This window comes from Haloarcula sp. CBA1115, from assembly GCF_000827835.1.
Classification (GTDB): domain Archaea; phylum Halobacteriota; class Halobacteria; order Halobacteriales; family Haloarculaceae; genus Haloarcula; species Haloarcula hispanica.
In genome coordinates this window covers 305,170-331,901 of record NZ_CP010530.1, presented here as the reverse complement: position 1 = coordinate 331,901, position 26,732 = coordinate 305,170, and the positions used below count along the sequence as shown (strand labels likewise).

Genomic DNA, 26,732 nt, shown 5'->3' with positions numbered 1-26,732 from the left:
AGGAAGTGAGAGAGTGGGAGGAGTTAGAACGCGGCCGGTGCCACGACGTATGCCAGGATGAGCGTCAATATGCCCGTGAACACGCCGTAGTACAGCACCGGTATCAGTTCGAGACGGATGACGCGTCCCTCCTCACCGATGAGACCGACCACCGTTAGGGCGGCGACCACGTTGTGGATTGCGATGAGGTTGCCGATTGCGCCGCCGACCGCCTGTGCGGCGACCACGATCTGGGTCGGCGCACCGATCTGCTGTGCGGCCTGGAACTGGAACAGTCCGAACAGGATGTCGCTGACCGTGTTCGAACCGGCGATGAACGCGCCGAACGCACCGATGAAGCCCGAGAAGAACGGGAACATCTGGCCGGTCCCGTTTGCCGTGATTTCCGACAGCAGGCCGAGCATTCCGGAGTTGATCGGCGCGGCCTCCAGCACGACGGCGCTGCCGGTCCGCTGCATGATCATGACCGTGGCGACCGCGAACCACAGTGCGACGACGGCCGGAGCGATGTTCCGAAGCGCCTCGCTCCACGAGGCCTTGATTCCATCAGTGTCCATTCCGTGGAGCGCGTACGTGATCACGGCGACGAGGACGAAGAGGCTCCCGGGGAGGTAGAACAGCTCGACGCCCTCCGAGAACGGCGTACCGAGGATGTTACTCCACAGGAGAACGCCGTTCGTCGACAATAACTCCTGAATCGGACTGACGACGCGGGTCACGACCAGCAGTGCGGCGACGAGGAGGTACGGCAGCCAGGCCATACCCAGCGACATGTCCTGCGAGTGGGATTCTTCAAACGTTGCCGTGCCGCCGTCGGCCGCGACGGTTCCCTCTCGGCTGTCACCCGTCGTGGTGCCGACGCCCTCGCCGGGCTCGATACTGCCGATCCAGTGGTCCGGCCACTGCTCCTGCGGGCCGAAGTCCCATTCGTCGTCTGGGAGGAAGTAGCCGGCCCGTAGCGTGGTCGTGACCACGAGCAGGCCAACCATCGCACCGAGCAGGGCCGGGAACGTCGGACCGAGGAAGTACGCGGTCGCGACGTAGGGTATTGCAAAGGAAGCCCACGCGAAGAGGCACAGCGGCAGGACTTCGAGCGCCGGTTTGATCGACCGCTCTTCTCCGAAGAAACGCGTCATCATCGCTACGCCGATGAACGGGATGGCGATGCCGACGATAGCGTGGATGAGCGCCGCCCACACACCGATCTGAGCGACGTACGCGCCGACGCTCTCGAAGCCGCCCTGCTGGAGCACCTGCTGTGATGCGCCCGTACCCTCTGCGAACACCACGTCACGCAGTCCGATTATCAGCGGCGTTCCGACCGCGCCGAACGTGATTGCGAGGATATTCCCCGTAAGCGCGACGACCACCGCGGCCAGTGGCGGGAAGCCCAGGCCGACCAGCAGCGGGCCGACGATGGCCGCGGGCGTCCCGAAGCCGGCCGCGCCCTCGATGAACGAGCCCATGAGGAAAACGAGCAGGATGACCTGCACGCGCCGGTCGTCGCTGATCGAGGAGAACCCCGCGTTGATGACTTCGAACGCGCCGGACTGTTTCAGCGTGTACAGCAGGAGTATGGCCCCGAAGACAATGACCAAGATTCTGGTCGCTGTCAGCGCGCCGCGTATCGACGCGGCAGCGATCAGCGTGGCCGACATCTGCCAGCCGACAAAGGCAGCGATAGCCGCAACCGCCCATGCGATGGGCATTGTCCGTGTCGCAGGCTGGTACAGCCCGACCATCAACACCGCAATCGTCGCCAGCGGCAGCAGTGCCAGGAGCACCAGCGTGTGCTCAGACATGGGTTCTCACCACCGGAATCCGTTCGTCCGGAGACGTGCCGCCACTGTCACCAGCTACGTGCCCTGGGAAACAGTATCGCGCTCTCATTTCTGAACCACCTCGGTACGGGCCTCTATCGCTCGAAACCTTCCGATACAGCGGTTTCTGGTAGGGTGCATCAGTCACGTCGTCTGGCAGGGAGTATTTATACCTATCTACTGTTTACATTATCGTCTACCCAGAATAGCGCCGGAACAGAAGCGAGAAGCGCTGATAGCCGAAAAAACAGGCCGTATTCTGTACGAACGTCCGGAGTGCAGTACAGTCGTGTGTATCCGGTATAACAGTGCTTTACGCCCCGATTTCACTCGACTGTACTCTCACGCGAGCCCCTTACAGTCGTCTGTATCTGGTGGTTTCAGGGCGTTATTCACAGTCCTGTGGACGCAGTTGGAAAACGGGCCGTACCGGGGTTCAAGATCGAGGCTGTCGTCCCCTCGCTGGAACGGCGCTGGCGCGCGATAGAACGTGAACCGGACACTCGGCGCTGAGCGACACAAGACGGTCTCTGAGGCAGATGGATGTGTTGGAGGGTCTCCCGGCGAATACCCAGCGGAGACGAAAACGTATCGCGTCCGCCTGTCGTACGGATTGCCGCTTGGCCAACGCCGTTACGGCGGAGGTGGAAACCACGAGTATGACACGCGTTACAGTCTGGAACGAATACGTCCACGAGCAGGAACACGAAGCGGTCGCGGACCTGTACCCCGACGGGATTCACGGCACTATCGCCTCGGCACTGGAAGAGCGCGGATTCGACACGGAGACCGCGACGCTGCAGGAGCCCGAACACGGGCTTACCGAGGACGTACTGGCAGAAACGGACGTTCTGACCTGGTGGGGCCACGCCGCGCACGACCAGGTCGACGACGAGGTGGTTTCCCGAGTGAAAGAGCGGGTCCTCGACGGCATGGGGCTCATCGTCCTCCACTCGGGCCATTACTCGAAGATCTTCCGCGAACTGATGGGGACGACCTGCAGTCTGAAATGGCGCGAAGCCGCCGAAACCGAGCGATTGTGGGTCGTCGAGCCGGGCCATCCCATCGCCGACGGCGTCGACGAGTACATCGAACTCCCGGAGACCGAGATGTACGGGGAACGGTTCGACATTCCGGCACCGGATACGCTCGTGTTCAACTCCTGGTTCGAGGGCGGTGAGGTGTTCCGTTCAGGGTGTTGCTACCGCCGCGGGGCGGGCCGAATCTTCTATTTCCGGCCGGGCCACGAGACCTATCCGATTTACCACAACGAAGCGATCCAACAAGTCCTCGCCAATGCTTGCGAGTGGGCCGCGGCCGGGGACGGTCCGGAGCCATCGTTTGGCAACGCCGATCCGATTGAAGCCATCGACGAAAGCGACGAGCGGTCGGTCCACTGATTTCGGCGTCAGGTTTAGTGGCGTCGTATTCAATCGAGTCGTGTTTACACCCTATTACAACGAATACGCACAGCCGTGGACCTTGTACAGTCACTGTGGGAACACGGGCTGTGTCTTGTCTCGCCATGGTTCAGCGCCTCCTAGGTGGTCGACATCGAGCTGTACCCCAGTTCGGAGTGTTGATTCGAGATGATCAAACAGCGGATCGAGCGACGTCTCGACCGGCGACAACACCCGCCACCGATACGTACTGCCAGTGCGTTCCGATTCGAAGACGACACCATCCCCGATGTGGTCGGTGACGATAGTGGGTACTGCACGACACCGGTCAGTGTCTGTGTGGTACGTATATACCGTTCTGGCAGTCGGTCGGCGGTCGAGAACCTGGTACTCCCGCGTCCCGGAACAGCGGTGCTCGTCGAGACACTCGTTACAGCCGTCGTCGTCGAGAAACACCTCATCGAACGTGGAGATGGCGTCAGCGGGACCGTCTACGTGGTCGATACGCCACATGGCGTTTTCGGTCACGGTACATGTGGCGTTCCGGAGTCGTAGCGTCGGGTACTCGTGAAACAGGTCCATTACCGGGTCGGCACCGGCAGTGAACCTGATGTTGAACTCGAACTCCTTCACAGAGAACACATGGCTCTGTGATGCCATAGTGAATCAGTCGATAATGCTGTCGGTCGGTTTCAGAACCCCAAACCGACTGCAGTGACGTAGTAAAGGCGGCAGTGCCACAAATTACGCACTTGCTTAGCCTCATCCGGTCCGAGTTTGCTTACCGCCGAATGCAGTCCGTACTCGCCGGCCAGTGACCAGTAACACGGTATTCAGCGGTTAGCAATGAGATAGACACGTCCGGAGCCGTTTCGGAATCTACTCCTCGGGACCAAACAGCGCGTCCGCGTCGGCGGGCGTATCGAAGTCGTGGAAGTGTTCCCCTTTCTCCTTCGTGAGAATATTCAGGGCCGCCGCCGCGCCGTCGCCGGCGGAGATGACTGCCTGCCACTCCTCGACTCGGACCATACCACCTGTCGCGTAGGCGTCGTCGACACTCGTCTCCATCGTCACGTCCACGTCGACGACGTCTTCAGCAGTCATGTCACAGCCCAGCGTCTCAGCGAGGTCGCGGTTAGCCCCGGTCGCGAGGATGAGATAGGATGCTTCGTACGTGTCATCCTCGGTTGCGACCTCGAATCCGGCGTCGGTTTGGCCCACATCGGTCACCTCTGTTCCCTGCTTTCGGTCGACGCCGAAGCTGTCGACTTGTGTACGAGCAGTCTCCATGAACGCGGACCCGTCCTGAGAGCCTACTCCGAGATAGTTGAACAGGTGTGCTTTGTGCATCCAGGTCCCGTCAGTGTCGAAGACTGTCGTTTCTAGGCCGTTTTTCTGTGTGAACAGTGCCGCACTCAGGCCGGCGGGGCCGCCGCCGACGACGAGAACGTCCGTCATGCCGCCTAGTTCTGTCTCACCACTGGTAATTGTTGTCATCCAATACGAGCAGCGAAGGTGACGTACCGAAGTGGCATGAGAACGGTTTTCCACAGCCACCCCGAAGCGATCACATGCGCGCAGCCATCTACCGTGGCCCCGGTGAGATTGCCGTCGAAGAGGTCCCGCGGCCGGAGATCGAATCGCCCACCGACGCGATTGTCCGTGTGACCCACACCGCTGTCTGTGGTTCCGACCTGTGGTTCTATCGCGGTCAGAGCGACCGAGAGGAAGGGTCTCGCGTCGGCCACGAACCGATGGGTATCGTCGAGGAAGTCGGCGACGACGTGCGCTCAGTCGAGCCCGGCGACCGGGTGTTCGCCCCGTTCGTCATCAGCTGTGGGCGGTGTGAGTTCTGCCGGAAGGGACTGCACACGTCCTGTGTCAACGGCGACTCCTGGGGCGGCGACAACGGCGGCGGCCAGGGCGAGTACGTCAGAGCGACGGAAGCCGACGGGACGCTCGTCCGCGTTCCCGACCGCCACGCCGACGACGAGGACACGCTGGAAGCGATTCTCCCGCTGACAGACGTGATGGGGACCGGTCACCACGCGGCAGTCAGCGCCGGCGTCAGCGAGGGAGACTCCTGTATCGTGGTCGGCGACGGCGCTGTCGGACTGTGTGGCGTACTCGCGGCCCGCCGTCTCGGAGCGGAGCGGATTATCGCGATGGGCCACCACGAGGACCGGCTCGAACTCGCGGAGTCGTTCGGCGCGACCGAGACCATCGCCGCCCGTGGTCAGGACGCCGTGGACGCGGCAGACGATCTGACCAACGGCGGTGCGAACCACGTCCTGGAATGTGTCGGTGCGGCCTCAGCGATGGAGACCGCCATCGACGTCTGTCGGCCGGGCGGGACCGTCGGCTACGTCGGTGTCCCGCATGGGGTCGACGACTCCGGACTGGACGTGTTCTCACTGTTCGGCGACAACATCGCGCTCAACGGCGGCGTGGCACCGGTTCGTGCCTACGCCGACGAACTGCTGGCCGATGTGCTGCAGGGCACACTCGACCCGTCACCGATCTTCACGAAAACCGTCGACCTCGACGGCGTTCCCGAGGGGTATCGGGCGATGGACGAGCGCGAAGCGATCAAAGTTCTCGTCAAGCTGTAGTCGGTCTGCACTGGCAGTCAGCCAGGCAACCCACCCGGTAGCTCGTTACGCGTTCCGCGACTAGTTTCGGAGAATTCCCACGGACCAGGCTTCGGATCGGCCGATACTGGCGGTCAGCGGCGGTTCAGCTAAAGGCTAGAGACGCTGCTACACTAGCTTTCCGCACGACCGACAGCGAGGGCGGTCAGCCGACGGGTCGTAGGCTAACGCAACGTCGTTGCAGTGACGGCAGTATCGGTCGGAGCCGGTGGTGTAAGAGTGCGTGTTTCCTTCGTGAACTAACATATGTGAGGGGATGACAGGGAGGTATAAATTCTTTCTGGACAAACAGGCCACTATACCCTTATATTCAATATATACTGCCAATAGTTACTACGATAGTAGACGATTCATCCATATCTGGGGTGTCTCTGTCACAATGGGCCTATTCGATAGTATGCTCCGAGTGTCCGTGCGTCGGCTGCCGTATCGTTGTCGCTCAGGCCTCGAACCCACCGTTGATGATATCCGCGACCCGCTTGCGGTCGAATAACTGTTCCTCGGCCGGGATTTCGGGATACGGCCCCTCAGTGTACGTCGGCCATTCGCCGAACTGCTCGGGATACAGTTGCTTTGCGGTCATCTCCAGTTGGAAGAGATGCAGTATCGGACCCTGATATCTCGCTCCCTGGGGGTAGATCCGGTCGATCTGTACGGCCGTGATTTCCGATCCGACCGGGTCGGATTTAAACGCCTCCCGTCGCTCCGGAAGGCTCGTGTTCGGCTCGAACCCGCCGAGGTGCAGGATGACGTCCGGGTCCGCCGCAAGCAGCGTCTCGAAGTCGACCACGGAGTTCGTCTCGACCGAGCCCTCGAAGGCGTCCCGCGCTCCGAACGGGCGGGTGTGTGCGGTCAGGAATCCGGGGTTGTCAAGGGTATAGGCGTAGATCTCGTCGAGATCAGCCGCAGCGAGCAGTACCGCCGACGGGCGCTCCGACTCGGGCGGCAGGTTCGCGTCGATGGTCGAGCGCATCTCGTCGTGAACCGCCGCAAGCGCCTCGTATCGGGCCTGTTCTTGGAACGCCTCAGCCACGAGCTTGAACTGCTCCCAGAGAGTGTAGTACTCGTAGTCCCCCCATCCGGACGGGGGTTCGGCGTGTCGGTCACTCAGCGAGTTGCCGAACCACGGCGAGACGTTGGTGGCGATCTCTTCGAAGTCCTCACGGTCCCAGTTGTCCTGTTTGGCGATCCAGGCCGGGTCTGCCAGGTGGATATCGCTGTCCAGTTCGTACAGTTTCTCCTTGCTCGGTTCCCACGAGGAGTACAGCCCAGTCCAGTCCAGCGACACGCCCGGCAATCGTTCGACGAACTGGTTCCACAGCCCACTGTAATAGTCCGGCGCGTGCATTGCCGTGACAGTGTCCCCGCGACCCAGGGCGAGCGCCATGTCTGCGTGGTGCGTGAGCCGCGTGAAGACGGTCTCCGGTGGCGAGTCGAAGGTCACCGCTCCCATCGGGGACATCGACACGGAGTACGACCCGTCTGCAGTTGTCGTGTCCGTCTCCGTCACGGCCTCCGTCGGCGCGGAGCCGGTTCCCCGCTCGGCATCACCGGTGCATCCCGCAAGCAGCCCGGCACTGAGAACCGTGCCCCCATACTTGACGTACTCTCTTCGCGTCGGTGACTCGATGTCAGTGGTGTCGTCAGCCATTGTTTTAGGCTAGCCTAAAAAATATATAGATGTTCCGGTTCACCAACCCGGAACAATCCAGTATCAAGCGTAGAGCCCGGCGTCCGTGGGAAGAGTCCAGTATCAAGCGCAGAGCCCGGCATCCGTGGGCCAGAGTGCGATTTCGCGGTGGTCTTACTGGCCCTATTCGGCCACGAGCTCCTCGGCGCGGTCCGGTTCGGCACTATCGTCACCAGCAGTGTGTTCGTCGCCGTCGTGGCGGGCACGGATTGGATTCACGCGCGGCCCGTGTGGCGTGGCTGAGACCTCTGCCTCGATTTCGAAAACGTCCGCGAGGAGTTGCTCCGTGACGACAGCTTCGGGTCGTCCCCGGGCCTGTATCTTGCCGTCTTTGAGTGCGACCATCCGGTCGGCGAGACGGGCCGCCTGCTCGATGTCGTGCAGGACGACCACGATGGTAATGTCGCTCTCGTCCCGGAGTGTTTCGATGATCTCCATCACCTCAAGCTGGTGGTGGAGATCGAGGAAGGTCGTCGGTTCATCGAGCAACAGCACGTCGGTGTCCTGTGCGAGGACCATCGCGATCCAGGCGAGCTGTTTCTGGCCACCACTGAGGCTACCGACTTCACGTTCACGGAGATGGCCGCAGCCGGCCAGGTCAATCGCCCGCTCGACGGCGGCCTCGTCTTCCTCGGTGACACTGTCGAAGAACCCCCGGTGTGGGTACCGACCGTGGTACACCAGATCCTCGACCGAGATGCTGTTTGGCGACGTACTCTCCTGAGAGAGCAGGCCGAGCTTCCGAGCGATCGCTTTGGTCTCCAGTGTCTGAATGTCTTGCCCGTCCAGCAGTACCGATCCGGCTTCCGGTTCGAGCTGATTTGCGAGGCCTTTCAGCAGCGTGCTCTTGCCCGACCCGTTCGGACCGACGAGCGCCGTCACGGCCCCGGGTTCGGCGGTGATCGATTCACCGTCGATGACCGGTTCATCCGTCCCGGAGTACGAAAGCACCACATCGTCGCCGACCAGCGGCCGGTCCCGGTGACTGGACTGGGACCCAGCAGCGGTGTCATTGACCGTAGCGATACCGTCCGAGTTGGAGTTGTCCTGTGACATTAGATCTCACCCATCTGTTCCTGTCGCCGCATCAGGTAGAGGAAGTACGGCCCGCCGACGACGCCAGTGACGACGCCGACTGGAACCTGTGCGGGGCTCAGGGCCAGCCGTGCACCGACGTCCGCGACGACCATCAGCGCCGGACCGACGAACACGCAGCCGATGAGGAGCCGGCGGTAGTCGCTCCCGACGATGAGTCTGACGATGTGGGGGACCACGAGGCCGAAGAAACCGATGATGCCCGCGACGGAGATGGCCGTACTGGCCGCCAGAATGGCGACCGCGGACAGCATGAACCGGACCCGCTCGACACTCATCCCGAGCGAACTCGCGGTCTCTTCTCCGAGCAGGAGGAGGTTCAGCTGTCGTGCGCCCGCCAGCGCGAGGAGCGTCGCGGCCAGCGTCGGGATGACAGCGATGCGAAACTCCTCCCAGCCGACGCCCGTTAGCGACCCGGTAATCCAGGCCAGCGCCGACTGGACAACGCCCAGGTCGTCGGCGAAGAAGAACAGCCCCCGCTGGAGGGAGGTAAACACCATGTTGACGATGACACCAGCAAGGACCAGTCTGACCGGGCTCGTTCCGCCCTGCCACGCGATCATGTACACGAGCAGGAACGCGATGGAGCCACCGACCGCGGCAAACAGCGGGAGGAACGGAGCGAGACTGCTGAACAGAACGAGGGTCAGCAGTACGGTGAGCCCCGCCCCGGAACTCACGCCCAGTATGAACGGGCTCGCCAGTTCGTTTCTCGTGACGGCCTGGAATATCGCCCCGGAAACGGCGAGACACATCCCCGCAAGCACGGCGACGATTACCCGCGGCATCCGAATGTTCCACACGATGAGCGTCCGTTTCGGCAGTTCGGGAAGCTCGGCCCCGAAGAAAAACGACTGCCACGCCTGAACACTGAACCACACCTTCGGGTCGAACACGGCCTGCCACGCCTCGAGGATGGTCATCGAATACGCCCCGAAGCTCACCTGCAGGAGCCCGGCCACAAAGGCGACGGCTACGCTCGCGACACACAGTCCTATCAGGGACCCGTCGAAAGTTCCGAGCCAGGTCCTGGCCCGTGACAACACGTCGGTGGCCCCCCGTGTCTCGCTGACCATTACTCGCCCACCTCCGCGAGTCCGTCGCTCGCGCCGAGGTAGTCCCGGATCGTTTCGTCATCTATTGCATCGAGAACAGCGGTCTGGTCGAGCCCCGAAACGACCGCCGTGGGGTCCAGATAGCCTGCCAGTGCTTCTTGCCCTGTTTCCGTTCGATCAGCTATCTCGTCGGATGTTATATACGACGAGCGCCGTTCATCAAGAGCCGCCTTACGGACCCGCTGGAAGCGGTCCGACCCCGGTTCGACGGGGGCGTCCTCGGCGTACCGGTCGTCGAAATATTCGACCCAGGTCGATCGTTCGGTCCATTCGTCGTCGAGTTCAGCCCTCCGTCGGACCCAGTCCACTCCATCAGCGACAGACTCCCACCAGCCGTCGTCGATTCTCGTATCCGCGATCACCCGACGTGCGACCCGTGCGCCCCGGCCGGCCGCAATGATCGCCTGCATGTCCGCCGCCTCGGACGGTGAGGCAACGTAGAGACCCGGAACCGGTGTCGTGCCGTCGGCGTCGGCGTACGTGTTGTCGAAGGCTTCGTGTTCCTCGCCGTCATGTTCGTACGTCTCGAACATCGCCGCGTCGTCGTCAAGACCGCGCATATACTCGCCGTCGTAGCGAGTCGCCGCGATGACACGGCGAGTCGTGGCCGTTTCCCCGTCCTGCGTTTCGACGACGAAGCCCTCCCCGTCGTCAGTTCTGTCGAGCGATTCGACTAGCTGGGAGACGACGGTACAACCGGCAGTTTCGGCATGGTCCTGAATGCGGTCGTACAGCGTCTCGACGTCGATACCGGCCGGGAAACCGAGGTAGTTTTCGAGGTAGGCACAGCGCTTGAGCGACGAGCGGCCGCGGTCGTAGACGGCCGTATCGAGGTCCGCTCTGGCCGTGAACACGCCCGCCGAACAGCCGGCTGGACCGCCCCCGACGATGATGACATCGCGGTCGAACGTCGTCCCCGTCCGGTTCCCCACTGCCACCATGTTCACGACGCTCCGTCCAGTGTCCGTGACACCGACAGCCGGTGTGACGGTTCGGAGGTGTCAATCGATTCGTTCAACATACTATTTAGGCCAGCCTAAATGGATAAAGCGTTTTCGAATTTTAGGCAAGCCGAACATCATGTCAACAGTTCGTATTCGTTGCCGGGACAAGATGGATGCAGCCTGACACGGATTGGTGGAGCGATGTACCGGTGCGTTCCTACCCAGTGGTCGAAGCTATCCGGACATAATCTCCAACCGTCCGTATCAGTCGTCGGCCGCCACCCTGAGCTCGGGGAAGTATCGGCCGTGGAAATCAAACGGGGCTGCGTGGGGGAGCGTTGCCCGGGCGCGCTCCGTAAACGTCTGACCGTCGAGGACGAGTAGCCGGGACCGGTCGGCGTCCCCATCGAGCGCAACGACTACCACCACACCGTCATCCTCGGCGTCGCCGTTCGGTGCAGGGACGAACACCGGCTCACCGAAGTAGTCCCCGCCATCGTCGAACGTCTCGACAGCGCCCGTGTCCGTGTCGAGTTTCAGGACGCGACGGGCCCACTCGGTGACGGGCGTATCCATCCCCATCGCGTACACGTAGCGATGCGGGCGACACCACCGAGCCGGTGAGACGGTCGGCAGCGCGCTGCCGTCGGGGTACACCATCTCGCGCGACACCGTCGCGTCGACGTCGCCGTATCGGGTCACGTCGCTTCCGGTACCGAGGTCCACAGTGAACCGCTCGATGCGGCCGACGATAGCGCCCATCTCGCCCGCACGGAGGGTGTCCAGATACAGCGAGTCGATAGTCGTCGCGTCGGGTACTGTTTCGAGGTCGAACACGAGTTCTCTCCCGCCGGATCGTTCGAACGCGTTGACGTGGTGGAAGCCGAACACGGCATCGATGACCGGCTCCGCGACGACCGTCCCGGTAGTCCTGTCCATGACAACAATTCGGGTCCCGCGGTCGGGGTCCCACTCGAACTGCTCGATGAAGGGTGCCTGTCGGCCGGGCTTGAGAAACCGTCGGGGGTCGAGCCGAAGCGGAAATTCCGTCAATACGACGTACCGGGGCGTGAGCGCGAAGCTGTGCATGTACGACGGCTGGTCGGTGTCGACGCTCCCGACGTGTCGCCGGGTCCCGTCCGGCGTCATGGCAGTGACGTGGTACTGGCTGGTCCATCCGAACGCCGTGTCGACGTTGACGAGGACACCACTTGTCGGGTCGCGTTTGACGTGGGCACAGGAGAGCTGGCCGGTCGGGACGCCGTCGTCGTGTTCGATGTGACCCGTCGTTTCGAGCGTGTTCGGGTCGAAACGCACCTTCCGGGGCGATTCAGTCAGTGCGACGTACTCGCGGCCGAACCGCTCAGCGATGATGTTCGTGTTGTCGTAGGGGTCTGTCAGAAACGTCGCCAGCCGCGAGCGAAGCGTCGTCTCGCCGGTCGCGAAGCCGCCCTCGAACTCGCCACTCGTCGCCGCTTCGTACGCATCCGTTCGGAGGAAGCGGTTCCGATAGTGAACGGCGTCACCATCCGGGTCGAAGGTGAACCGGTACAGCATCGCGAACCCGTCGAACCAGTGGTCGACACTGCTTCCATTTGGGAAGGAAAACGCGCCGGGGCCGTTCCGGATGAGACTGCCACGGAGCCAGTCCGGGAGGCCACCGGTCACGGGGATCGATGCCGTTGTTTCGTCGTGTAGCGAGTGGAACCCGGGATGGGGAGCCATACCGTTGCAACGGGTGGCAGCGGCTAAGTCCTGATGCCCCTGACTGGAGTACATACGGATTGTTGTAGATTATGTCCGGGTAGCGCTGATCTCGGGGCCGGCGCATACCGGAACATCGCCCCAACAATCCGTATCAGTCCTGCGTCGAGTACGCGTTTCCGCTGACGACGACGCAGTCGTCCCGTGGAGCCTGTGTTCGATGGGGCGGCGAACCAGTGTGACGGCGGCGTAACGACCGAAGCACGTCGGCTTTCACCCACGCGAAGCCGACCACGATGACGGCGAAGCCGGTGACGGTAACCGGGCCGAGTGTTTCACCGAGCAGGAGCCAGCCGCTGATAGCCGTCACTGCTGGCACCACGTACGAAACTAGACTGGTTTCAGCGGCACCAACTGTGCTTATCAGGCGGAAGTAGAGGAGGAACCCGATTGCGCTGGCGACGATACCGAGATACGCGATCGCAGCTAGCTGTTCAAGCCCAACGGTGACGGTTCCGAGTTGCTCCGAGGGCAGCCCTACGCTGACGGCGTGCAGGATGGCAGCACCGAGCAGCGTCATCCAGGCCTGCAGGCTCACGAGCGGGAGCGAACTGGTGTAGCGTTCGGTCAGGACTGCACCGACAGCGAAGGCGACAGCGGAACTGATGAGGAGGGCGACGCCGAGCAGGCGGCCGCCGACCGCTCCCGGTGTGGGGTTCGCAATAATAACCACGCCGATAAACCCACAGACGGTGCCGATGAGTTCGTGCGGTCGAGCCCTGTAGCTCGGAATCAGTGTCGATGCGAACGCCGGCGTCACAACCGGCGTGAGACTGAGCAGGATTGCGCCGAAGGAACTCGGGACGTACTGCTGTCCAAGGAACAGAAGCGCGAAGTGTGCGCCGATGAGGACAGTCCCGCCGATGAGAATCAGCGACCAGTCATCGCGGGTCTGTGGGCGCAGTGACCGGCCTCGCCAGAGGGCATAGCCAAGCAGGACGACTGCAGCGATGTCGTGTCGGACAGCTGCCAGCAGCACCGGCGGGACGCTTTCGAGACCAGTCTTGATCGCCACAAAAGAGAGTCCCCAGATGAGTGCAAGCGCAGCAAACAGCAAGCCGATATATCGTGTCGAGTGTGTCATTCCAGTAGAGACCAATCGTATGTGCTGGAGGAGTATGAAGCTTCTATCGCCACTGTGACGCACACACACGGCCTCTACGGCCCGGCCTGCTGTTCAGAAATTCTCGAAAACAGTGCGTATCCGCAGTGCTTTCGAAGCCAGTTGTACCGAGACGTATTGTTCTACTCTGGTCCGTAACACGGAGTTCTCATTCGGCCACCGAACAGTCTCTCGGTCCACTGTTAGTAATGTCAAAAACGAGGGTGATGCCCACGTCGGCAGTTCCGAGCGGATGCTCCGAGTCAGCATCCAGATGTATGGCCCGAGTCAGGTCGACACCGTGTCGAAATGCCAGCCCGGGTCGGTCCCGGTTTCGTCAATGTGCTCCGACCGGCACGCCGGACAGCAGTCAGGGACAGCAGTTTCAGACCGGGGAACGTACACCGCGCCGTCACATTCCACACAGGCGTCCGCGACGACTGTCACGCAGTCTGCACAGAGATTGAAGTCGTCGACTGTGAGGTCTCGCAGGGGTTCGAGTTGTTTGTCCAAGAGGTACTCGTCGATAGCCGCCTGACAGTTTTGGCACAGTTGCATAGCGATCCAATTTGATGCATGATACCGTGACACAAATAGTTGCTGCCCGGTTATCGATTGTGAATGTCCCGACGGGTAGCTGTTCGATTATGGAGTCGCCCAGAAGTGACAGATACCAATGCGGGCTACGGCGCACGGAACACGCGAATAGTGTCCCGAGAGGTGGGTTCTCGAATTAGTTGTGCGAACCCGAGCTCTGAGAACACCTGCTTCCAGTTGCGGTGATACAGCGGGAAATCGTCATCGACGTAGCTCACGTCAGTGTCTGCGCGTCCACGTTCGGGGCTGTTGCCTTCGTTTTCGGCGATTACGAGGAGGTCGCCGGCAATACGGGCGATTTCTTCGAACACCCATGCGTCGTCCGGGTGGATGTGCTGGAGCGTCTCAACCGAATAGACGACATCGAAGGCATCGTCCTCGAACTCAGTAACAATGTCTTCGAGGGCACCGGTGTGGAACGTCCCCGAATCCGCGAGCCGCGGGTAGTGCTCAGCCATCACGTCAAAGGATTCGTCGTTGATGTCGATACCAGTGAGATTCCCGTATCCGCTGGTCTGCAGGTGTGCCAGATGGCGGCCCGAGCCACAGCCCAGTTCGATGATTCGGGCGTCGTCGTGGACGTAGTGGTCGAGCACGTTGACCAGTGTCTCACTCACCTCATTCGGTCCGAGTTCGGCGTAGTACGCCGGCGAGAACTTCCCGGAACGGGAGGCCCAGTCGTCTCGAACGTCGTCCGGGTCCATACCCACCGTACACCGTTGTAGAATAAATGTACCACGAAGTGCGTGTCAGGCAGTCGTGGGCGCAAGCAGGGTGACACAGTTTACGCTGCTACGGGTGACGCTCCTTCCGCCAACTAACAGCGGCTGAAAACTGCCAGTGTCGTGGCCTATGACTCGTGCTGGAGCAAGCGGTCAGCCCGCGTTTCAAGTTCGCTCTCGTCAATCTCACCGGATGCGTACTGCTGTTTAAGCGTTTCCAGTGAATCCGGCTCAACCGTCGCCTCGCGCTGTAGCTGCACGTACAGCAGGCCCCCTATCGCCACAACAGCGATGATGAACGCTGCGAGCACCAGCCACCAACCGACCGGAGTCGTGCCCATACCCATTCCCCCACCGTGGGGCCCCATCGGTCCGTGCTGGAGTAGCGCAGTTGTTGGCGGTAGCATCTGGAACACCTCTGTTTGTAGATACGGGCCTCACAACATAATTACGTGCGCTGGTTCCCGAGAAGTGAGAACACAAGCCGCGACGCGGAGCAGCGAATACAGCGCTCCAGAGGAGTTCGATACCCGCTGCTGTTAGTGGATTGCAACACCGGTTTCACCCGACTCGGAATTCTCGTCCGTACCAGTCGTCGATTCGGAGTTCGTACGGCGTCGTCGTCGATGTGTCGTCCCAGCTGACTGGATTCGGGGCGAACTGTGTGTTGCTGGCCAGCGAGGCGAGGGCTGGCTCTACCTCGTCATATGTCGCCTCTACCAGCTCACCCGTAACCACGACGCTTCGCCACACGGATTTGGGTTCTGTCTCTTCGTACACGGTGAACCCGACGGTGGCGTCAGCCGTCAGATAGCGGTGTTTCTGGCTCTCGTCGCTCTCTGAAAGGTGAAACGCCAGGCTATCGGTCGCCGGGTCGTACCCGAAGGCGACCGGGACCGGATACGGAGCCGCCTCCGTCGGGCTGGACAGTGCCAGCACGCCGATTCCGTTGTCAGTGAGGACGTCGACAACCGTTTCGTCACGTAATTCTCGCATCCCGACTGCGATGTTAACTGGAAACTACTTGGGATGCAGACCGCATTTTCACTCGATGGGAACGTGAGAGTTACTTTTCAAATAATGGGTAACAGAACAGGTATGGGCACAGACTCGACGGGGGAGTTTGCCGAGTGGGACGAAGAACGGTACAGCACAAATATCGAACGGTTCGATGAGCAGCACAAGCGCCTGTTCGGGCTGCTGAACGACCTCCATACGGCGATGAACGAGGGCCACTCCGAGGAGGAAGTCGGTGACATCCTCCGGGAACTCGAACGCTACACGGAGTACCATTTCGGTGACGAAGAGGAGTTCATGCAGAACTGTGGCTACGCCATGGACTGCAGCGACTGTTTCTACAATCACCGCGAAATGCACGAGGAGTTCGCTGGAAAAGTACAAGAGCTCCGCGAGAAACACGAGAACGGGGAGTACGTCACGATGGAGGTCCTGACAGTCGCCCGGGACTGGCTCGATGCGCATATCGCCGCCGGCGACGAGGACCAGAACTACGCTGACTACTTCCAGAGCGAAGTCAGCGACGACTACGAGTACGAACCCGGACAGTTGTATCAGGACCGAACAGCGTCGGAGGACCCCGTGCCAGTTGACCGGCAGCCCGAAGACGCCGGCGTGCGCCTCGACAGCGACGTCTACGACGGTGGCTCGCTTTCGGTTCCGGAGGGGTCGGTCGCGGCCTGGTTCGAAGACATCGTTTCGGACCACGGGGACCGGACCGCGGCGCTCGTCCGGAATGACGGCGAGTTCGTCGAGCGGAGTTTCGAGGAGATGGCCGAGCGGGCGAAGGCGGTCGCGGGCGGGCTCCTCTCGACGGAACTGCGTCCCGGGGATCGACTGGCCATCAGAGCCCAGTCCCAGTACGAGTGGTCCGTGCTCGACCTGGCCTGTCATTTCGCCGGACTCGTCCCGGTCGCACTCTACCCGTCTGCGAGCAACGACCGAGCAGCCCAGATCATCGAGCGGACCGGCGCGACCGGACTCGTGGCAGCGGGAGACGAGGCCGGGGATCTCTCGATGGCCGTCGAAACCGTGCTCGACTTCGAGGCGCTACCGACTGCTGAGGCGAGAGTGCTCCCCGGCCTGCAGACTGACGGTGACGAGGTTGCGACAGTCGCGTTCGACGTGGCAGCCCCTGCGGAGAAGGCCGGCTGCGCGCTGACACACCGGAATCTACTGGCGGCAGCAGAGAGTCTCCGGGAGGGGCTTCCCACCGGCCCCGGCGCGACCGGGACGTGTTCGCTCCCGCTGGCACACATCTATCAACGTGTCGCGACGTACTACCTCTGGGCGACCGGGAGCGCCGTCGCCTACCTTGAGGCCGAGGAGTTCGTGGAACAGCTCGCGGCCGTCAAGCCCGACGTGCTCGTCGGGGTCCCGAAGATGTACCAGCAGCTCTACGGGACGATACAGGACCGTCTCGGCGACATGGGCTGGATGAAGCGGAAGGTCGGCGGTCGAGTGGCATCCTACGGGCAGGGTATCGTCGAGGGGCGGGGAACACCGCTGAAGTACAGGGCCGCCAAGCGACTCGTCTACAAGCCGTTGCGACGAGAGACAGGGTTATCAAACCTCACCTACGCCCTCTCCGGGACAGGCCGGCTGGACGATCATCTGCTGTACTTCTTCCGGGGGCTGGGCGTTCCGATATGCGAACTATACGGCTCCGTCGGAACAACCGGTGTCGGCGCGCTGAATCCGGCTGCGTCCTTCGTTGAGGAGTCAATCGGCGACCCAATGCCGGGCGTGGAAATCGCTGTCTCGGAAAGCAGGGAGATACTGGTCCGTGGCCCGACTGTCCTCGGTGGGTTCCTCGACGGCGACCAGACTGGCGCACAGACGCTCCGGGACGACTGGTATCACACCGGCGAAGTCGGTGAGGTGGGGCCAAACGGGGAACTGTCGCTCGCCGAGTGAGCATATCGGGTGAGCGGTGAACAGCCCTGTTTACCGTACAGTCGAGCAAGGTCGTGGTTCGAGTCGGGTCAGACGAGCCGAGACCCGAGTGCGACGAGTGGCAGGAGAACGAGTAGGTACGCAGCCGCCGAAATCGCCCAGTCGCGTCGGATAGCCGCTATTCGAGCCGACGGCAGTCGGGACCGCGGGAGCACGACGAAAACGAAGAAGCCGACCATCAGGATATAGAGGACAGCAGCGGCGACCACTGTTGCCAGTATCGACTGCCCGCCCACGAGCCCTTCGCTGGTGAGAAGCATCCAGACGAACAGCGGACCAGTCAGCCAGCCAGCGATGTGATACCGATTTGTTGGGTGCGAAAGCCTGTGAGGCCGTACGCCGTAGTGACGCTATGCGCACACAGGACGCGGGACACCGAGCGGCAGCAGTCGCCGCCATCGCTGACCGGGATTACCGTCGCGCTGGTGACGAGTACACGCGGGCCGGGTGGCGTGTTCTTTCGGACCCGCGGGAAGGCATCGAGCCGTTCAGTGCCGACGAGAAGGGATGGGTCGGTGACGGTCTCCAGTACCTCGCGACGAGCGCGGTCTGCTACCGCGTCGCCGGAACGGACACGCGCGCCACCCGCCGCGGCGTTGAGGGAGTCGCCGTGGCCAAGGAATTGACCAACGGGCTCGAACACCCCGTTCAGCACGCCTGCCTCAAGGAGTTCGTCGGAGACTTCCGAACAGTCGCAGGACTCGACGATGTCGAGGCGGCGTACCGCGAAGCTGAATCGGCCTACAAGGACGCTGGCAGTGCTGTCGACAACCCGCAAGCGTGGGGGACGACGCCGCTGTTCGAGGCCGCTGCGACCCTCATCCAGCAAGTCGCTCGTGGCCCTGCCAACGGCGAAATCGCTCTTCCCTGGGAAGACCTCCACGGCACGGACCCGGACGAGCCCGGCAGGTTCCTCGCACAGCGGGCCGTCGTCAAACGGCAACGGTTCCCCAGCCTCGTCCAGCAAGTGATTACCGACGGATTCCTTGCCGCCCCTCGCGGGACGACGGAGTACGACACCGACCACCACCGCTGCCCGCACTGTGGCTCGACAGATGTGAACTGGGTCGCAGAGAGTGTCGTCTGTCTACGGTGTTCCCGTCCGACGGCCGAGACAAACTAATACACAGCATCTGTTTCCAGAATAGGTCAAAATGTCGGTATTGTGTATCCGTATTTCGACTTTTCAATATTAAAAGTGTCCTATAAAAAGCCATCTGAAGTCTGCGTTATCCGATTTGACAGCAGTACCTCTATTACAGGCAGATCCGGAGTTACTCAGTCTAGTAAGAATAGAGGATTAGAGAGAAGAGGTCCAGACAGGCTGAGCCCACTGGTCACGTTGTCGGTTCGGTCGACTCGGGCAGTGACGCCGAGTCGGTGCGTGCTTCGAGCAGTAGTCGCCGATTAACGATGTGATCGACGACAGCAGTGCTGTCGAGAATTTCCGTCTCACCGTCGTGGGTATCCGGGTCGCCGGCGTACCGCCGTATCTTGAACGAGTCCATCGCGTTCCGGTTCTCCGAGACTGGTTCGATAACTTCGAGGTACTCGTCGGTGGTGGTGTTACGATAGGTCTCTCCCGTGGCAAAACCGACAACAGGGACATCCACAGGCCACTCCCACGAGAACTGCCGGAGATACTGGTCGAACTGCCAGACGAGGTGCGCCGGGTCGAGATCGTCGTCGAGCGCTCCCACGGCGGCCGAGTCGAGTGTCCGGTCCCAGTAGTCGACGACGCAGTCCTTGAGATCGTCTTGCAGACAGTCCTCGACCAGCTTCTGCTCGATGGGATAGCCGATTTCGATGGCAACGATGGCGTGTCGGTCGAGATGGGTGAGACAGCGCTGGCATTCGATCTCGAACACGGACAGGCCGAGTGGGTTATCCGCAGTCAAGTGCGCCAGTTCGTTCCCGCAACTGGGACACCAGAGAAACAACACCCCGTTGTCTGCACCGGACAACTCGCCGAGCACAGTCAGGTCATCAAACGCGGTGTCGGGATCGTTCGTCAGGGAGTCGGACTCCGACTCCGGAACGGCCTCTGCGGCATCGTCCGCGTATTTGGCCAGCTTTCGGTCTTTCAGCAGCGACTTGATAACCGAATCGTGCGAGGAGTGAGACTCCGTATCACGTATCTTCTCTATCTGTTCTTTCGTCCAATCTCGTACGCGTATAGTTGCCATTTATCACACATTCAAACCGGGCTACAAAAACATTTTCCTTTTATAATGAAGGTTAATCTTCGCGCACAACCACCACGTAGAGATCAGTTACCGACTGGCAGCAGTGATACGCCGCTTGATTTCGGCGTTCGAGACACGTATCTGGGTAGCTGCCAGCCGATGGGTGACGAGGTCGAGGAGGTCCAGTTCCGACAGTAATCTCCGGGCGTGTGTCTGGCTCAAATCGAGACGCTGGGTCACCTCGTCCAGTGAGGTGGACTGGGTAACAGTCTGTGCGAGGTCGGCCACAGTCACGTCCTGAGAGATACCGATTCCATCCGCGACGAGATTGTCGTCGCTGTCCTGTGAGTCCGCCTCAGCGAGCAGGTCGGCGACAGATCTGGCCCCCAGTCCGTCCGGTTCTTCGGGTTGGCTGTTGTCGGCCACCCTGTCCTCAGAAGGGTCCGACTCGACCGGGGAGCTGGCGTCGGTGTCGGTATCCGAATCTGTCTGCATGTCCGCAAGGCTGAGTCCGCCTGCCTGTGGCGTCGTGTCGGTCGGGTCGTGGATATCATACTCCACCATATATCGGCGCACAGTTTCGGAAGTCACGTCGGCGTCAAGCGCTTCGGTCATCTCCGGGAACGTATCGCAGGCCTCGTAAGCCGCCTGAAGTGCCTCGGGGTCCTTGTATGCTGGCACGGAATCCGACTGCGAGAGGGTCTCTGCCAGTTCATTGGACGTGCCCCCTTGATCGTCTGATGGTACTGGTATGTCAGTTCCGACAGGGACGGTAACCGTCACGTCAATCTCAACCCGCTTATCGGTCAAATCGAAGCCCTCAGCCTCGACAGATACGTCGTCGTGTATCGAAACACCACCGAATACCGGCGTCGCGAGTGTCAGGTCAGCACTGATTTCGTCGTTATCCGCTGTCGTCTGGCCCCTGACTGAGACCGATTTGACCTCAGTATCAGACGAATCTAGGCATTCGAGTACCTGCGTGAAAGTCTCAAAGGCGTCACTAACTACCATGTGACATTCACGCTCACAGACCCACTATTACATACGGGAACCGGAAAAAATTGCGATGGCACACGAAATAGACAGATTCGGCCCATCAACGATGCTACAGTCAAAATACCGTGTGTACAGAATGTGCACATCTACGGTGAAATCGAGATATCGTCCGTTTTTACACCCTAAGAGTGTTATTCTTTCGTGCCCGAAAAGGTGGCTCTCCGCAATTCGCAGAAGAAGTGGATATACACCCTTAGAGTGTATATATTTGCGGCAGTCGAACAGGTGTCATTCACAGCCGGTAACTCCTACAACCGTTCCCAGAGTTCTGCACTCGCATCGCCGACGGCGGTCATGTCCGAATCATCGACTCCAGTGACGCCGGATTGCTGGTCGTACACAGTCTCCCCATCGATAATCGTCCGGGTAACGTCCGCACGGCTTGCAGCGCTGACGACGTAGTAGGGTGCACTCCCGTCTAACACCGGGTTCGGCCCCAGGTCAAGTGTCACGAAATCACCACGCTTGCCGACCTCGATACTACCGACAGCGTCGTCCATCCCCAGCACTGCCGCGCTGCCGATTGTCGCCCATTCGAGGGCAGTCGCCATGTCGAAGCCGCTCGGGTTGCGCTGCTTGAGTTTGTGGATACCGACGGCCGAACGCATGGTCTCGAACATATCCGGGTCCCACCCGTCGTCACCGAGTCCGATTGTCATCTCGTTGGCTTGCATCGTTTCGACGTCAGCGATACCGACGGCGTTGTTGATGTTGGAATATGGGTTGTGTGCGACGTTGACGTCGTTTTCGGCGAGGATTTCGATTTCGGACTCGGTGGAATGGACGCAGTGGGCGGCGATGACTTCGGCGTCGAAAAAGCCCATGTCTTCGAGCGCTGGCACCGGTCGTTTCCCGTAGTCGGCGATGGATTCGTGAACGTCGACCAGCCCCTCTTCGAGGTGTATCTGGATCGGGCGGTCGTGGTCGGTAGCCCGGTCGACACACTCCTCGACGATGTCCTCGGTGTTGGTAAACAGCGTGTGGAGGCAGTAGTGACCGGAGACGGTGTCGTACCGCTCCTCGGTTTCGTCGATGAATCGCTGATTCTCCGCGATGCCGTCTCTGGCCTGGGACTCGGAGTTTCGGGCCGTCGTCTCGAAGGCGATCATCCCGCGGATCGGCGTCTGTGCGACGCCCGCTGCGACGGCGTCGAGGCCGCCCGGCAGTGTGTTCGGCCCGGAGTAGTTGTCACAGAAGGTTGTGACGCCGCTCTGAAGCATCTCGGCACAGGACCCCAGTGCGGACAGGCGAGCGTCACGCTCGGTAAACGCCTCGTCGACGTTCCACCAGATATCGACGAGCGCTTCGTAGAAACTCTCTGGTGAGGCAGCGAGCGGCGCACCGCGAATCGGGAGCGCGTACATGTGAGTGTGGCAGTTCACCAGTCCCGGGATGACGACCTCGTCAGTGGCGTCGATCACGTCAGCACCGGACGCGTAGCCGTCCTCGATAGCGACGATCTCACCGTCCTCGACAACGACGTGTACCTCCGACCGGACCGTGCGCCCACCGTCCATCGTGATGAGCGTCCCTGCGTTCAGTATCACAGGTTGGGCGATACCGGCAACCGACTAAAAGCTACTCCGCCCCAGAACGGCCTTAGCGGCCATTCTCTCACAAGCCGTGTGTGGGCCGGATGTGGCGTCTCACACACTAACTGTTTTCGTCGTTCGCCCTGCCCGTACTGGCATGACAGATATTCACATCAAAGACGCACAGGTGGTGACGGCGTCGGGCATCCAGCACGGTGAGATTGCGATTTCCGACGGAACGATAGACGCCGCTGGTCCGGCGTCGTCGGTCCCGACTCCCAGTGACCCGGATACCGTCATCGACGCGGACGGCATGGTCGCGCTCCCGGGCGCTATCGACGTGCACACCCACATGCACGACGACGAACTGTTTCCGGATGGAATCGACTTCGCGTCTCAGACTGCGAGTGCGGTCGCCGGCGGAGTGACGACGGTCATCGAGTTGCCGACGCAGACACCCGTCACGACTCCCGAAGCAATGCAGGAGAAAGCAGCGGCGTGCTCGGCGCTCGCACACGTCGATTTCGGCCTTGTCGCGGGCAATGTTCAGGACCCCGATATCGACGTGGCCGGCATCGTGGACGCCGGAACGGCGGATTTCAAGACGTTCACCGCCGACCCGTATCTGGCGAGCGACGCGTCCATCGCCCGGCTCATGCGGCGCGTCGGCGATGCCGGGGGAACAGTTCGCGTCCACTGTGAGACGCAGGGACTGCTCGACGACGCGCGGTCGGCTATCGACGGCGACGAGCCCGAGGTGTACATGGACTCACGGCCGCTCGAAGCCGAGCTAGACGCGATTTCTCGGGCGGGCTACTTCGCGGAGTACGCCGATTGTCCACTGCACGTCGTCCACATCTCCAGCGGGAGCGGCGCGCGGGAGGGCGACCGCTTCAAATCGCGAGCGAACGTTCCGGTCACGCTCGAAACCTGTCCGCAGTATCTCGCCTTCTCGAAGGGAGACGTTGCTGAACACGGGCCGTTCCTGAAAGTCAACCCTAGCCTCAAATCCGACGCCGAGCGGGAGCGGCTCTGGGATGCGGTTCAGGACGGGACGATCGACCTCATCGGCACGGACCACTTCCCGACGTACCGCGAAACTCGGGATGTCGGCTGGGATGACATCTGGGAGCCATACGCCGGCCTCCCGGGCGTCGAGACGATGGTCGAGTTCCTCGTCAGCGAGGGCGTCCACGAGGATCGGATTTCGTGGCCGCGACTACGTGAACTCGTGTGTGCGGCACCGGCCCAGAACGCTGGCATCTATCCCAAGAAAGGCTCACTGCAAGTCGGAACGGACGCGGACGTGATGCTCGTCCGGACCGAGGAGTACGAGGTCACCGCCGACGGCCTCACGTTCGTCGGTGGCTGGACGCCGTACGAGGGACAGCAGTGGAGCGCGCGCGTAGATACGGTCGTCGCCGGCGGTGAGGTCGTCGCGAAGGACCACGAAGTCCAGTCAACGGCGGGCCGTGGCCAGTTCTTGGACCGCCCGCTGTAGCGGTTTTGGTCTCCATTGACCTGATAGATGGTTCACAAATGGATGTGTGGCGTGTGCTGGCCGTGTGTGAACATGTGTCAGCCACGACAGAGGAGGTTCACCTCACAATCGAGCTAAAGCCGCAGTACGGTTTTATACCCAGTTGTACTCAGGGAGTAGTATGGGCATGACGCAAGTCACAACCCTCGAGTGTACACTCTGCGGGGTGGAGTACGACCCGAACCAGATCATCTACACCTGTCCCGAACACGAGGGCGTAAAGGGAATTCTCGAAGTGACATACGACTACGATGCTATCGACGACGCGTTCGATGGCGACCTCGGCGGGCCGATATCGAGCCAGTGGAAGTACGAGGCGTTTCTGCCAGTCGCAGCGGACGCCGATGTCGTGACGCTCAACGAGGGCGGGACCGACCTCTTCGACGCACCGAACCTCAGCGATGCCCTGGGGGTCGAAACGCTTGTCAAAGACGACGGACGGAACCCGACGGGGTGTTTCAAGGACCGCGCCAGCGCTATCGCTGTCACGAAGGCCAAACACGCCGGTCGAGACATCATCACCTGCGCCTCGACCGGGAACGCCGCCGCGTCGCTGTCGGGCTATGCCGCCCGCGGGGGATGGACTGTCGAATCTTCGTCCCCGGTGACGCTCCGACAGGCAAGCTCGCACAGCCGCTCGTCTACGGTGCGGACGTCCTCGCTGTCAACGGCAGCTACGACGAAGCCTACGACCTCAGCGTCGAAGTCACCGAGAAGTACGGCTGGTACAACCGCAACGCGGCCATCAATCCGTTCCAGGTCGAGGGCAAGCGGACGGTTGGTCACGAACTCGCCGACCAGTCGATTGCTCGCGGACACGTCCCGGACTGGGTCGTGTTCTCGATGGGCGACGGCTGTACGATCGCCGGGGCCTGGAAGGGGTTCAAGGAGTTCTACGACCTCGGCTACGTCGACGACCACCCCCAGATGCTGGGCGTCCAGGCCGACGGTGCGTCGGCCATCCACGACGCCTTCCACGACCACGACGATATCGACGATATCGCCGAAACGCTGGCCGACTCAATCGCGGTCGGGCGGCCGCGGAACACGCTCAAGGCCTGCCGCGCGCTGGAACAGAGCGGCGGAACGAGCGTGCTGGTCTCCGACGACGAGATTCTGGCGGCAGAGACACTGCTGGGCAGTACCGAGGGCATCTACTCCGAGCCAGCGGGCGCGGCACCTATCGCCGGCGTCCAGACCGCGCTCGACCGTGGGATCATCAAGCAGGACGAAACCGTCGTCGTGGTATCTACCGGCTTCGGCCTGAAGGACACGAAAAGCGCCGAGAAGGCAACCGGCGGGGTCGACCGAATCGACCCCGGCATCGCGGAAGTCGAAGGCCTGTACGGCACGGCCGAGGAAGCCGCGGCCGACGATTGAGCAGGCCGAAAAGGGATATCGTCACCTATCGAGTCGGCGGCCAGCGACCTACAGGTAGCCGTCCGCGAACTCGTCGATCATCAACCGCCGGTCGTCGCCAAGCGGATAGAGGATCGGGCACTGGCAGCCAGTTTCCGCGTACTCCCGGACTTTTTCTCGGCACTGTTCGGGCGTGCCGCTGGCGGTGAGTTTGTGCACCACGTCGTCCGGAATGAGGTGCATCCCCTCTTTGATGTCGTCCTTGTCGGCCGGCCACCCGCCGATAGTTTCGCCCACCTCGTCGATGAGGTCCTGGCTGACACCGCTGGCTTTCATAATGTGGGGCTGTTGTCCGAGATACTGCGTGATGAGTTCGCGGGCGTTGTCCAGGGCCTTCTCCTGGTCATGGTCCATCGAACAGACGACTAACTGGGGCCGGTCGATGTCGTCGAGCGAACGGTCGCCACGTTCCGCCCCGGTCTTCAGTGCGTCGAGGGCCTTCTCGTTGTACTCCGGGCTGACGAGGTAGTTCAGCAGCGCGCCGTCGGCGAAGTGGCCGGTGAGTTCCAGCATTTTGAACCCGGTTCCGCCGACGTAGACCGGGACGGTCCGCGGCCCGTCGTCGCCGTGGACCACGTCCAGTTCCACGTCACGCATCTGGACGAACTCTCCGTCGTAGGTGACGTTCTCCATGTCCAGCAGGTCCTGTGTCACCTCGACGCACTCGCGCATCGCCCGCAGTGCGCCGCTACGGTCGATGCCGACTTTTTCGGCCAGCGGGTCCCACCAGGCCCCGATGCCGCACATGATGCGGTCCGGACCGGCGAATTCCTCGAGCGTGCTCATCGACTGCGCGATCAGCGCCGCGTTGCGCGTCCAGTTGTTGATAACGCCGGTCCCGAGTTTGATGTCGTCGGTGACCGCGGCGTACGCGCCGAGCGGGGAGACGGCGTCGCGTGCGAGCCGCGATTCGGCTTGCCAGATCTCGTCGATACCCTGTTCCTCCGCGTACTGCACGAGTTCCACGTTCGCTTCCAGCGAGTGTTTGTCCTGCAAGTAGATCCCGACACGGTCGCCTCTCTCGAAGACCTGATTGGCGCTCATGAGACATCCTGAATTCTTCGAATGCCGATAAATAGATTTGGCAACACACACGGTCTGTGGCAGGTGTGGCCGCTCGTTT

Annotated in this window: 23 protein-coding genes and 1 pseudogene; 6 read left to right on the top strand and 18 right to left on the bottom strand. The window is 61.6% G+C overall.

Features of this window, described 5'->3' with window-relative positions; all coding sequences use genetic code 11:
- Positions 1–23: 23 nt before the first annotated feature.
- Complete coding sequence (locus SG26_RS18450; protein WP_050038423.1) at positions 24–1,802, bottom strand: L-lactate permease; 1,779 nt, start codon at positions 1,800–1,802, stop codon at positions 24–26.
- 677 nt (positions 1,803–2,479) lie between these two features.
- Here SG26_RS18450 and SG26_RS18445 point away from each other — a divergent pair.
- Positions 2,480–3,220 carry a ThuA domain-containing protein gene (locus SG26_RS18445; protein WP_044952836.1) on the top strand — a complete coding sequence of 247 codons (741 nt, stop codon included), beginning with the start codon at positions 2,480–2,482 and terminating at the stop codon, positions 3,218–3,220.
- Between the two features lie 90 nt (positions 3,221–3,310).
- Here the strand turns inward: SG26_RS18445 and SG26_RS18440 are convergent, their stop codons facing one another.
- Together SG26_RS18440 and SG26_RS18435 are read right to left on the bottom strand one after the other, a co-directional pair.
- Positions 3,311–3,880, bottom strand: coding sequence for a hypothetical protein (locus tag SG26_RS18440; RefSeq protein WP_050038422.1), 570 nt, complete (start codon positions 3,878–3,880; stop codon positions 3,311–3,313).
- Positions 3,881–4,099: 219 nt separating this feature from the next.
- Positions 4,100–4,678: an FAD-dependent oxidoreductase gene (locus tag SG26_RS18435; protein WP_044952838.1), complete on the bottom strand. Its 579-nt coding sequence runs from the start codon at positions 4,676–4,678 to the stop codon at positions 4,100–4,102.
- Between the two features lie 113 nt (positions 4,679–4,791).
- Here SG26_RS18435 and SG26_RS18430 point away from each other — a divergent pair, with 113 nt between their 5' ends.
- Entirely contained in the window at positions 4,792–5,832 is a 1,041-nt protein-coding gene (locus SG26_RS18430) for a zinc-dependent alcohol dehydrogenase family protein (RefSeq protein WP_014031261.1), read from the top strand.
- Positions 5,833–6,310: 478 nt separating this feature from the next.
- Here SG26_RS18430 and SG26_RS18425 read toward each other — a convergent pair whose 3' ends face one another.
- From SG26_RS18425 to SG26_RS18380, 10 genes are all read right to left on the bottom strand, one after another.
- Positions 6,311–7,522 carry an ABC transporter substrate-binding protein gene (locus SG26_RS18425; protein ID WP_050038421.1) on the bottom strand — a complete coding sequence of 404 codons (1,212 nt, stop codon included), beginning with the start codon at positions 7,520–7,522 and terminating at the stop codon, positions 6,311–6,313.
- A 162-nt stretch (positions 7,523–7,684) separates the two neighbouring features.
- Complete coding sequence (locus SG26_RS18420) at positions 7,685–8,617, bottom strand: ABC transporter ATP-binding protein (protein ID WP_050038420.1); 933 nt, start codon at positions 8,615–8,617, stop codon at positions 7,685–7,687.
- Complete coding sequence (locus tag SG26_RS18415) at positions 8,617–9,732, bottom strand: iron ABC transporter permease (RefSeq protein WP_050038419.1); 1,116 nt, start codon at positions 9,730–9,732, stop codon at positions 8,617–8,619. Before SG26_RS18415 ends, SG26_RS18420 begins: the two co-directional genes overlap by 1 nt.
- Positions 9,732–10,712 carry an NAD(P)/FAD-dependent oxidoreductase gene (locus SG26_RS18410; RefSeq protein ID WP_050038418.1) on the bottom strand — a complete coding sequence of 327 codons (981 nt, stop codon included), beginning with the start codon at positions 10,710–10,712 and terminating at the stop codon, positions 9,732–9,734. The genes SG26_RS18415 and SG26_RS18410 overlap by 1 nt, the downstream gene beginning before the upstream one ends.
- 267 nt (positions 10,713–10,979) lie before the next feature.
- Entirely contained in the window at positions 10,980–12,440 is a 1,461-nt protein-coding gene (locus SG26_RS18405) for a carotenoid oxygenase family protein (RefSeq protein WP_050038417.1), read from the bottom strand.
- Between the two features lie 133 nt (positions 12,441–12,573).
- Entirely contained in the window at positions 12,574–13,563 is a 990-nt protein-coding gene (locus tag SG26_RS18400; protein ID WP_050038416.1) for a DMT family transporter, read from the bottom strand.
- Between the two features lie 306 nt (positions 13,564–13,869).
- Entirely contained in the window at positions 13,870–14,139 is a 270-nt protein-coding gene (locus tag SG26_RS18395; protein ID WP_004965433.1) for a hypothetical protein, read from the bottom strand.
- Between the two features lie 125 nt (positions 14,140–14,264).
- Complete coding sequence (locus tag SG26_RS18390) at positions 14,265–14,882, bottom strand: class I SAM-dependent methyltransferase (RefSeq protein ID WP_004965434.1); 618 nt, start codon at positions 14,880–14,882, stop codon at positions 14,265–14,267.
- Positions 14,883–15,028: 146 nt separating this feature from the next.
- On the bottom strand, positions 15,029–15,241 hold the full coding sequence (locus tag SG26_RS18385) for an SHOCT domain-containing protein (RefSeq protein ID WP_050038464.1): 213 nt from the start codon (positions 15,239–15,241) through the stop codon (positions 15,029–15,031).
- 220 nt (positions 15,242–15,461) lie between these two features.
- Positions 15,462–15,896: a pyridoxamine 5'-phosphate oxidase family protein gene (locus SG26_RS18380; protein WP_050038415.1), complete on the bottom strand. Its 435-nt coding sequence runs from the start codon at positions 15,894–15,896 to the stop codon at positions 15,462–15,464.
- A gap of 102 nt (positions 15,897–15,998) precedes the next feature.
- On the opposite strand from SG26_RS18380, the gene SG26_RS18375 reads away from it, so the two are divergent.
- Positions 15,999–17,834 carry a bacteriohemerythrin gene (locus tag SG26_RS18375; protein ID WP_050038414.1) on the top strand — a complete coding sequence of 612 codons (1,836 nt, stop codon included), beginning with the start codon at positions 15,999–16,001 and terminating at the stop codon, positions 17,832–17,834.
- Between the two features lie 68 nt (positions 17,835–17,902).
- On the opposite strand, the gene SG26_RS18370 is transcribed toward SG26_RS18375, so the two are convergent.
- Complete coding sequence (locus SG26_RS18370) at positions 17,903–18,133, bottom strand: hypothetical protein (protein ID WP_079980859.1); 231 nt, start codon at positions 18,131–18,133, stop codon at positions 17,903–17,905.
- Positions 18,134–18,225: 92 nt separating this feature from the next.
- Here SG26_RS18370 and SG26_RS18365 point away from each other — a divergent pair, with 92 nt between their 5' ends.
- Positions 18,226–18,996, top strand: a complete 771-nt coding sequence (locus SG26_RS18365; protein ID WP_050038413.1) for a hypothetical protein — start codon at positions 18,226–18,228, stop codon at positions 18,994–18,996.
- Positions 18,997–19,210: 214 nt separating this feature from the next.
- Here the strand turns inward: SG26_RS18365 and SG26_RS18360 are convergent, their stop codons facing one another.
- The 3 genes from SG26_RS18360 to SG26_RS18350 all read right to left on the bottom strand — a co-directional run bounded on the left by SG26_RS18360 (position 19,211) and on the right by SG26_RS18350 (position 22,665).
- Positions 19,211–20,059: a hypothetical protein gene (locus tag SG26_RS18360; protein WP_014031274.1), complete on the bottom strand. Its 849-nt coding sequence runs from the start codon at positions 20,057–20,059 to the stop codon at positions 19,211–19,213.
- Between the two features lie 87 nt (positions 20,060–20,146).
- Positions 20,147–21,073, bottom strand: a complete 927-nt coding sequence (locus SG26_RS18355) for a hypothetical protein (protein WP_014031275.1) — start codon at positions 21,071–21,073, stop codon at positions 20,147–20,149.
- Positions 21,074–21,366: 293 nt separating this feature from the next.
- Positions 21,367–22,665: an amidohydrolase family protein gene (locus tag SG26_RS18350; protein ID WP_014031276.1), complete on the bottom strand. Its 1,299-nt coding sequence runs from the start codon at positions 22,663–22,665 to the stop codon at positions 21,367–21,369.
- 142 nt (positions 22,666–22,807) lie between these two features.
- Between SG26_RS18350 and SG26_RS18345 the strand changes: the two genes are divergently transcribed.
- Positions 22,808–24,151, top strand: coding sequence for a dihydroorotase family protein (locus tag SG26_RS18345; protein ID WP_014031277.1), 1,344 nt, complete (start codon positions 22,808–22,810; stop codon positions 24,149–24,151).
- Positions 24,152–24,311: 160 nt separating this feature from the next.
- A pseudogene (gene thrC / locus SG26_RS18340) lies at positions 24,312–25,570 on the top strand (threonine synthase).
- A gap of 48 nt (positions 25,571–25,618) precedes the next feature.
- Here the strand turns inward: thrC and SG26_RS18335 are convergent.
- Entirely contained in the window at positions 25,619–26,653 is a 1,035-nt protein-coding gene (locus SG26_RS18335) for an LLM class flavin-dependent oxidoreductase (protein WP_050038412.1), read from the bottom strand.
- Positions 26,654–26,732: the final 79 nt, after the last annotated feature.

Coding starts and splice junctions, on each gene's coding strand:
- SG26_RS18450 (WP_050038423.1), bottom strand. CDS start 1,802: ATGTCTGAGCACACGCTGGTGCTCCTGGCACTGCTGCCGCTGGCGACG.
- SG26_RS18445 (WP_044952836.1), top strand. CDS start 2,480: ATGACACGCGTTACAGTCTGGAACGAATACGTCCACGAGCAGGAACAC.
- SG26_RS18440 (WP_050038422.1), bottom strand. CDS start 3,880: ATGGCATCACAGAGCCATGTGTTCTCTGTGAAGGAGTTCGAGTTCAAC.
- SG26_RS18435 (WP_044952838.1), bottom strand. CDS start 4,678: ATGACGGACGTTCTCGTCGTCGGCGGCGGCCCCGCCGGCCTGAGTGCG.
- SG26_RS18430 (WP_014031261.1), top strand. CDS start 4,792: ATGCGCGCAGCCATCTACCGTGGCCCCGGTGAGATTGCCGTCGAAGAG.
- SG26_RS18425 (WP_050038421.1), bottom strand. CDS start 7,522: ATGGCTGACGACACCACTGACATCGAGTCACCGACGCGAAGAGAGTAC.
- SG26_RS18420 (WP_050038420.1), bottom strand. CDS start 8,617: ATGTCACAGGACAACTCCAACTCGGACGGTATCGCTACGGTCAATGAC.
- SG26_RS18415 (WP_050038419.1), bottom strand. CDS start 9,732: ATGGTCAGCGAGACACGGGGGGCCACCGACGTGTTGTCACGGGCCAGG.
- SG26_RS18410 (WP_050038418.1), bottom strand. CDS start 10,712: ATGGTGGCAGTGGGGAACCGGACGGGGACGACGTTCGACCGCGATGTC.
- SG26_RS18405 (WP_050038417.1), bottom strand. CDS start 12,440: ATGGCTCCCCATCCCGGGTTCCACTCGCTACACGACGAAACAACGGCA.
- SG26_RS18400 (WP_050038416.1), bottom strand. CDS start 13,563: ATGACACACTCGACACGATATATCGGCTTGCTGTTTGCTGCGCTTGCA.
- SG26_RS18395 (WP_004965433.1), bottom strand. CDS start 14,139: ATGCAACTGTGCCAAAACTGTCAGGCGGCTATCGACGAGTACCTCTTG.
- SG26_RS18390 (WP_004965434.1), bottom strand. CDS start 14,882: ATGGACCCGGACGACGTTCGAGACGACTGGGCCTCCCGTTCCGGGAAG.
- SG26_RS18385 (WP_050038464.1), bottom strand. CDS start 15,241: ATGGGCACGACTCCGGTCGGTTGGTGGCTGGTGCTCGCAGCGTTCATC.
- SG26_RS18380 (WP_050038415.1), bottom strand. CDS start 15,896: ATGCGAGAATTACGTGACGAAACGGTTGTCGACGTCCTCACTGACAAC.
- SG26_RS18375 (WP_050038414.1), top strand. CDS start 15,999: ATGGGCACAGACTCGACGGGGGAGTTTGCCGAGTGGGACGAAGAACGG.
- SG26_RS18370 (WP_079980859.1), bottom strand. CDS start 18,133: ATGCTTCTCACCAGCGAAGGGCTCGTGGGCGGGCAGTCGATACTGGCA.
- SG26_RS18365 (WP_050038413.1), top strand. CDS start 18,226: ATGCGCACACAGGACGCGGGACACCGAGCGGCAGCAGTCGCCGCCATC.
- SG26_RS18360 (WP_014031274.1), bottom strand. CDS start 20,059: ATGGCAACTATACGCGTACGAGATTGGACGAAAGAACAGATAGAGAAG.
- SG26_RS18355 (WP_014031275.1), bottom strand. CDS start 21,073: ATGGTAGTTAGTGACGCCTTTGAGACTTTCACGCAGGTACTCGAATGC.
- SG26_RS18345 (WP_014031277.1), top strand. CDS start 22,808: ATGACAGATATTCACATCAAAGACGCACAGGTGGTGACGGCGTCGGGC.
- SG26_RS18335 (WP_050038412.1), bottom strand. CDS start 26,653: ATGAGCGCCAATCAGGTCTTCGAGAGAGGCGACCGTGTCGGGATCTAC.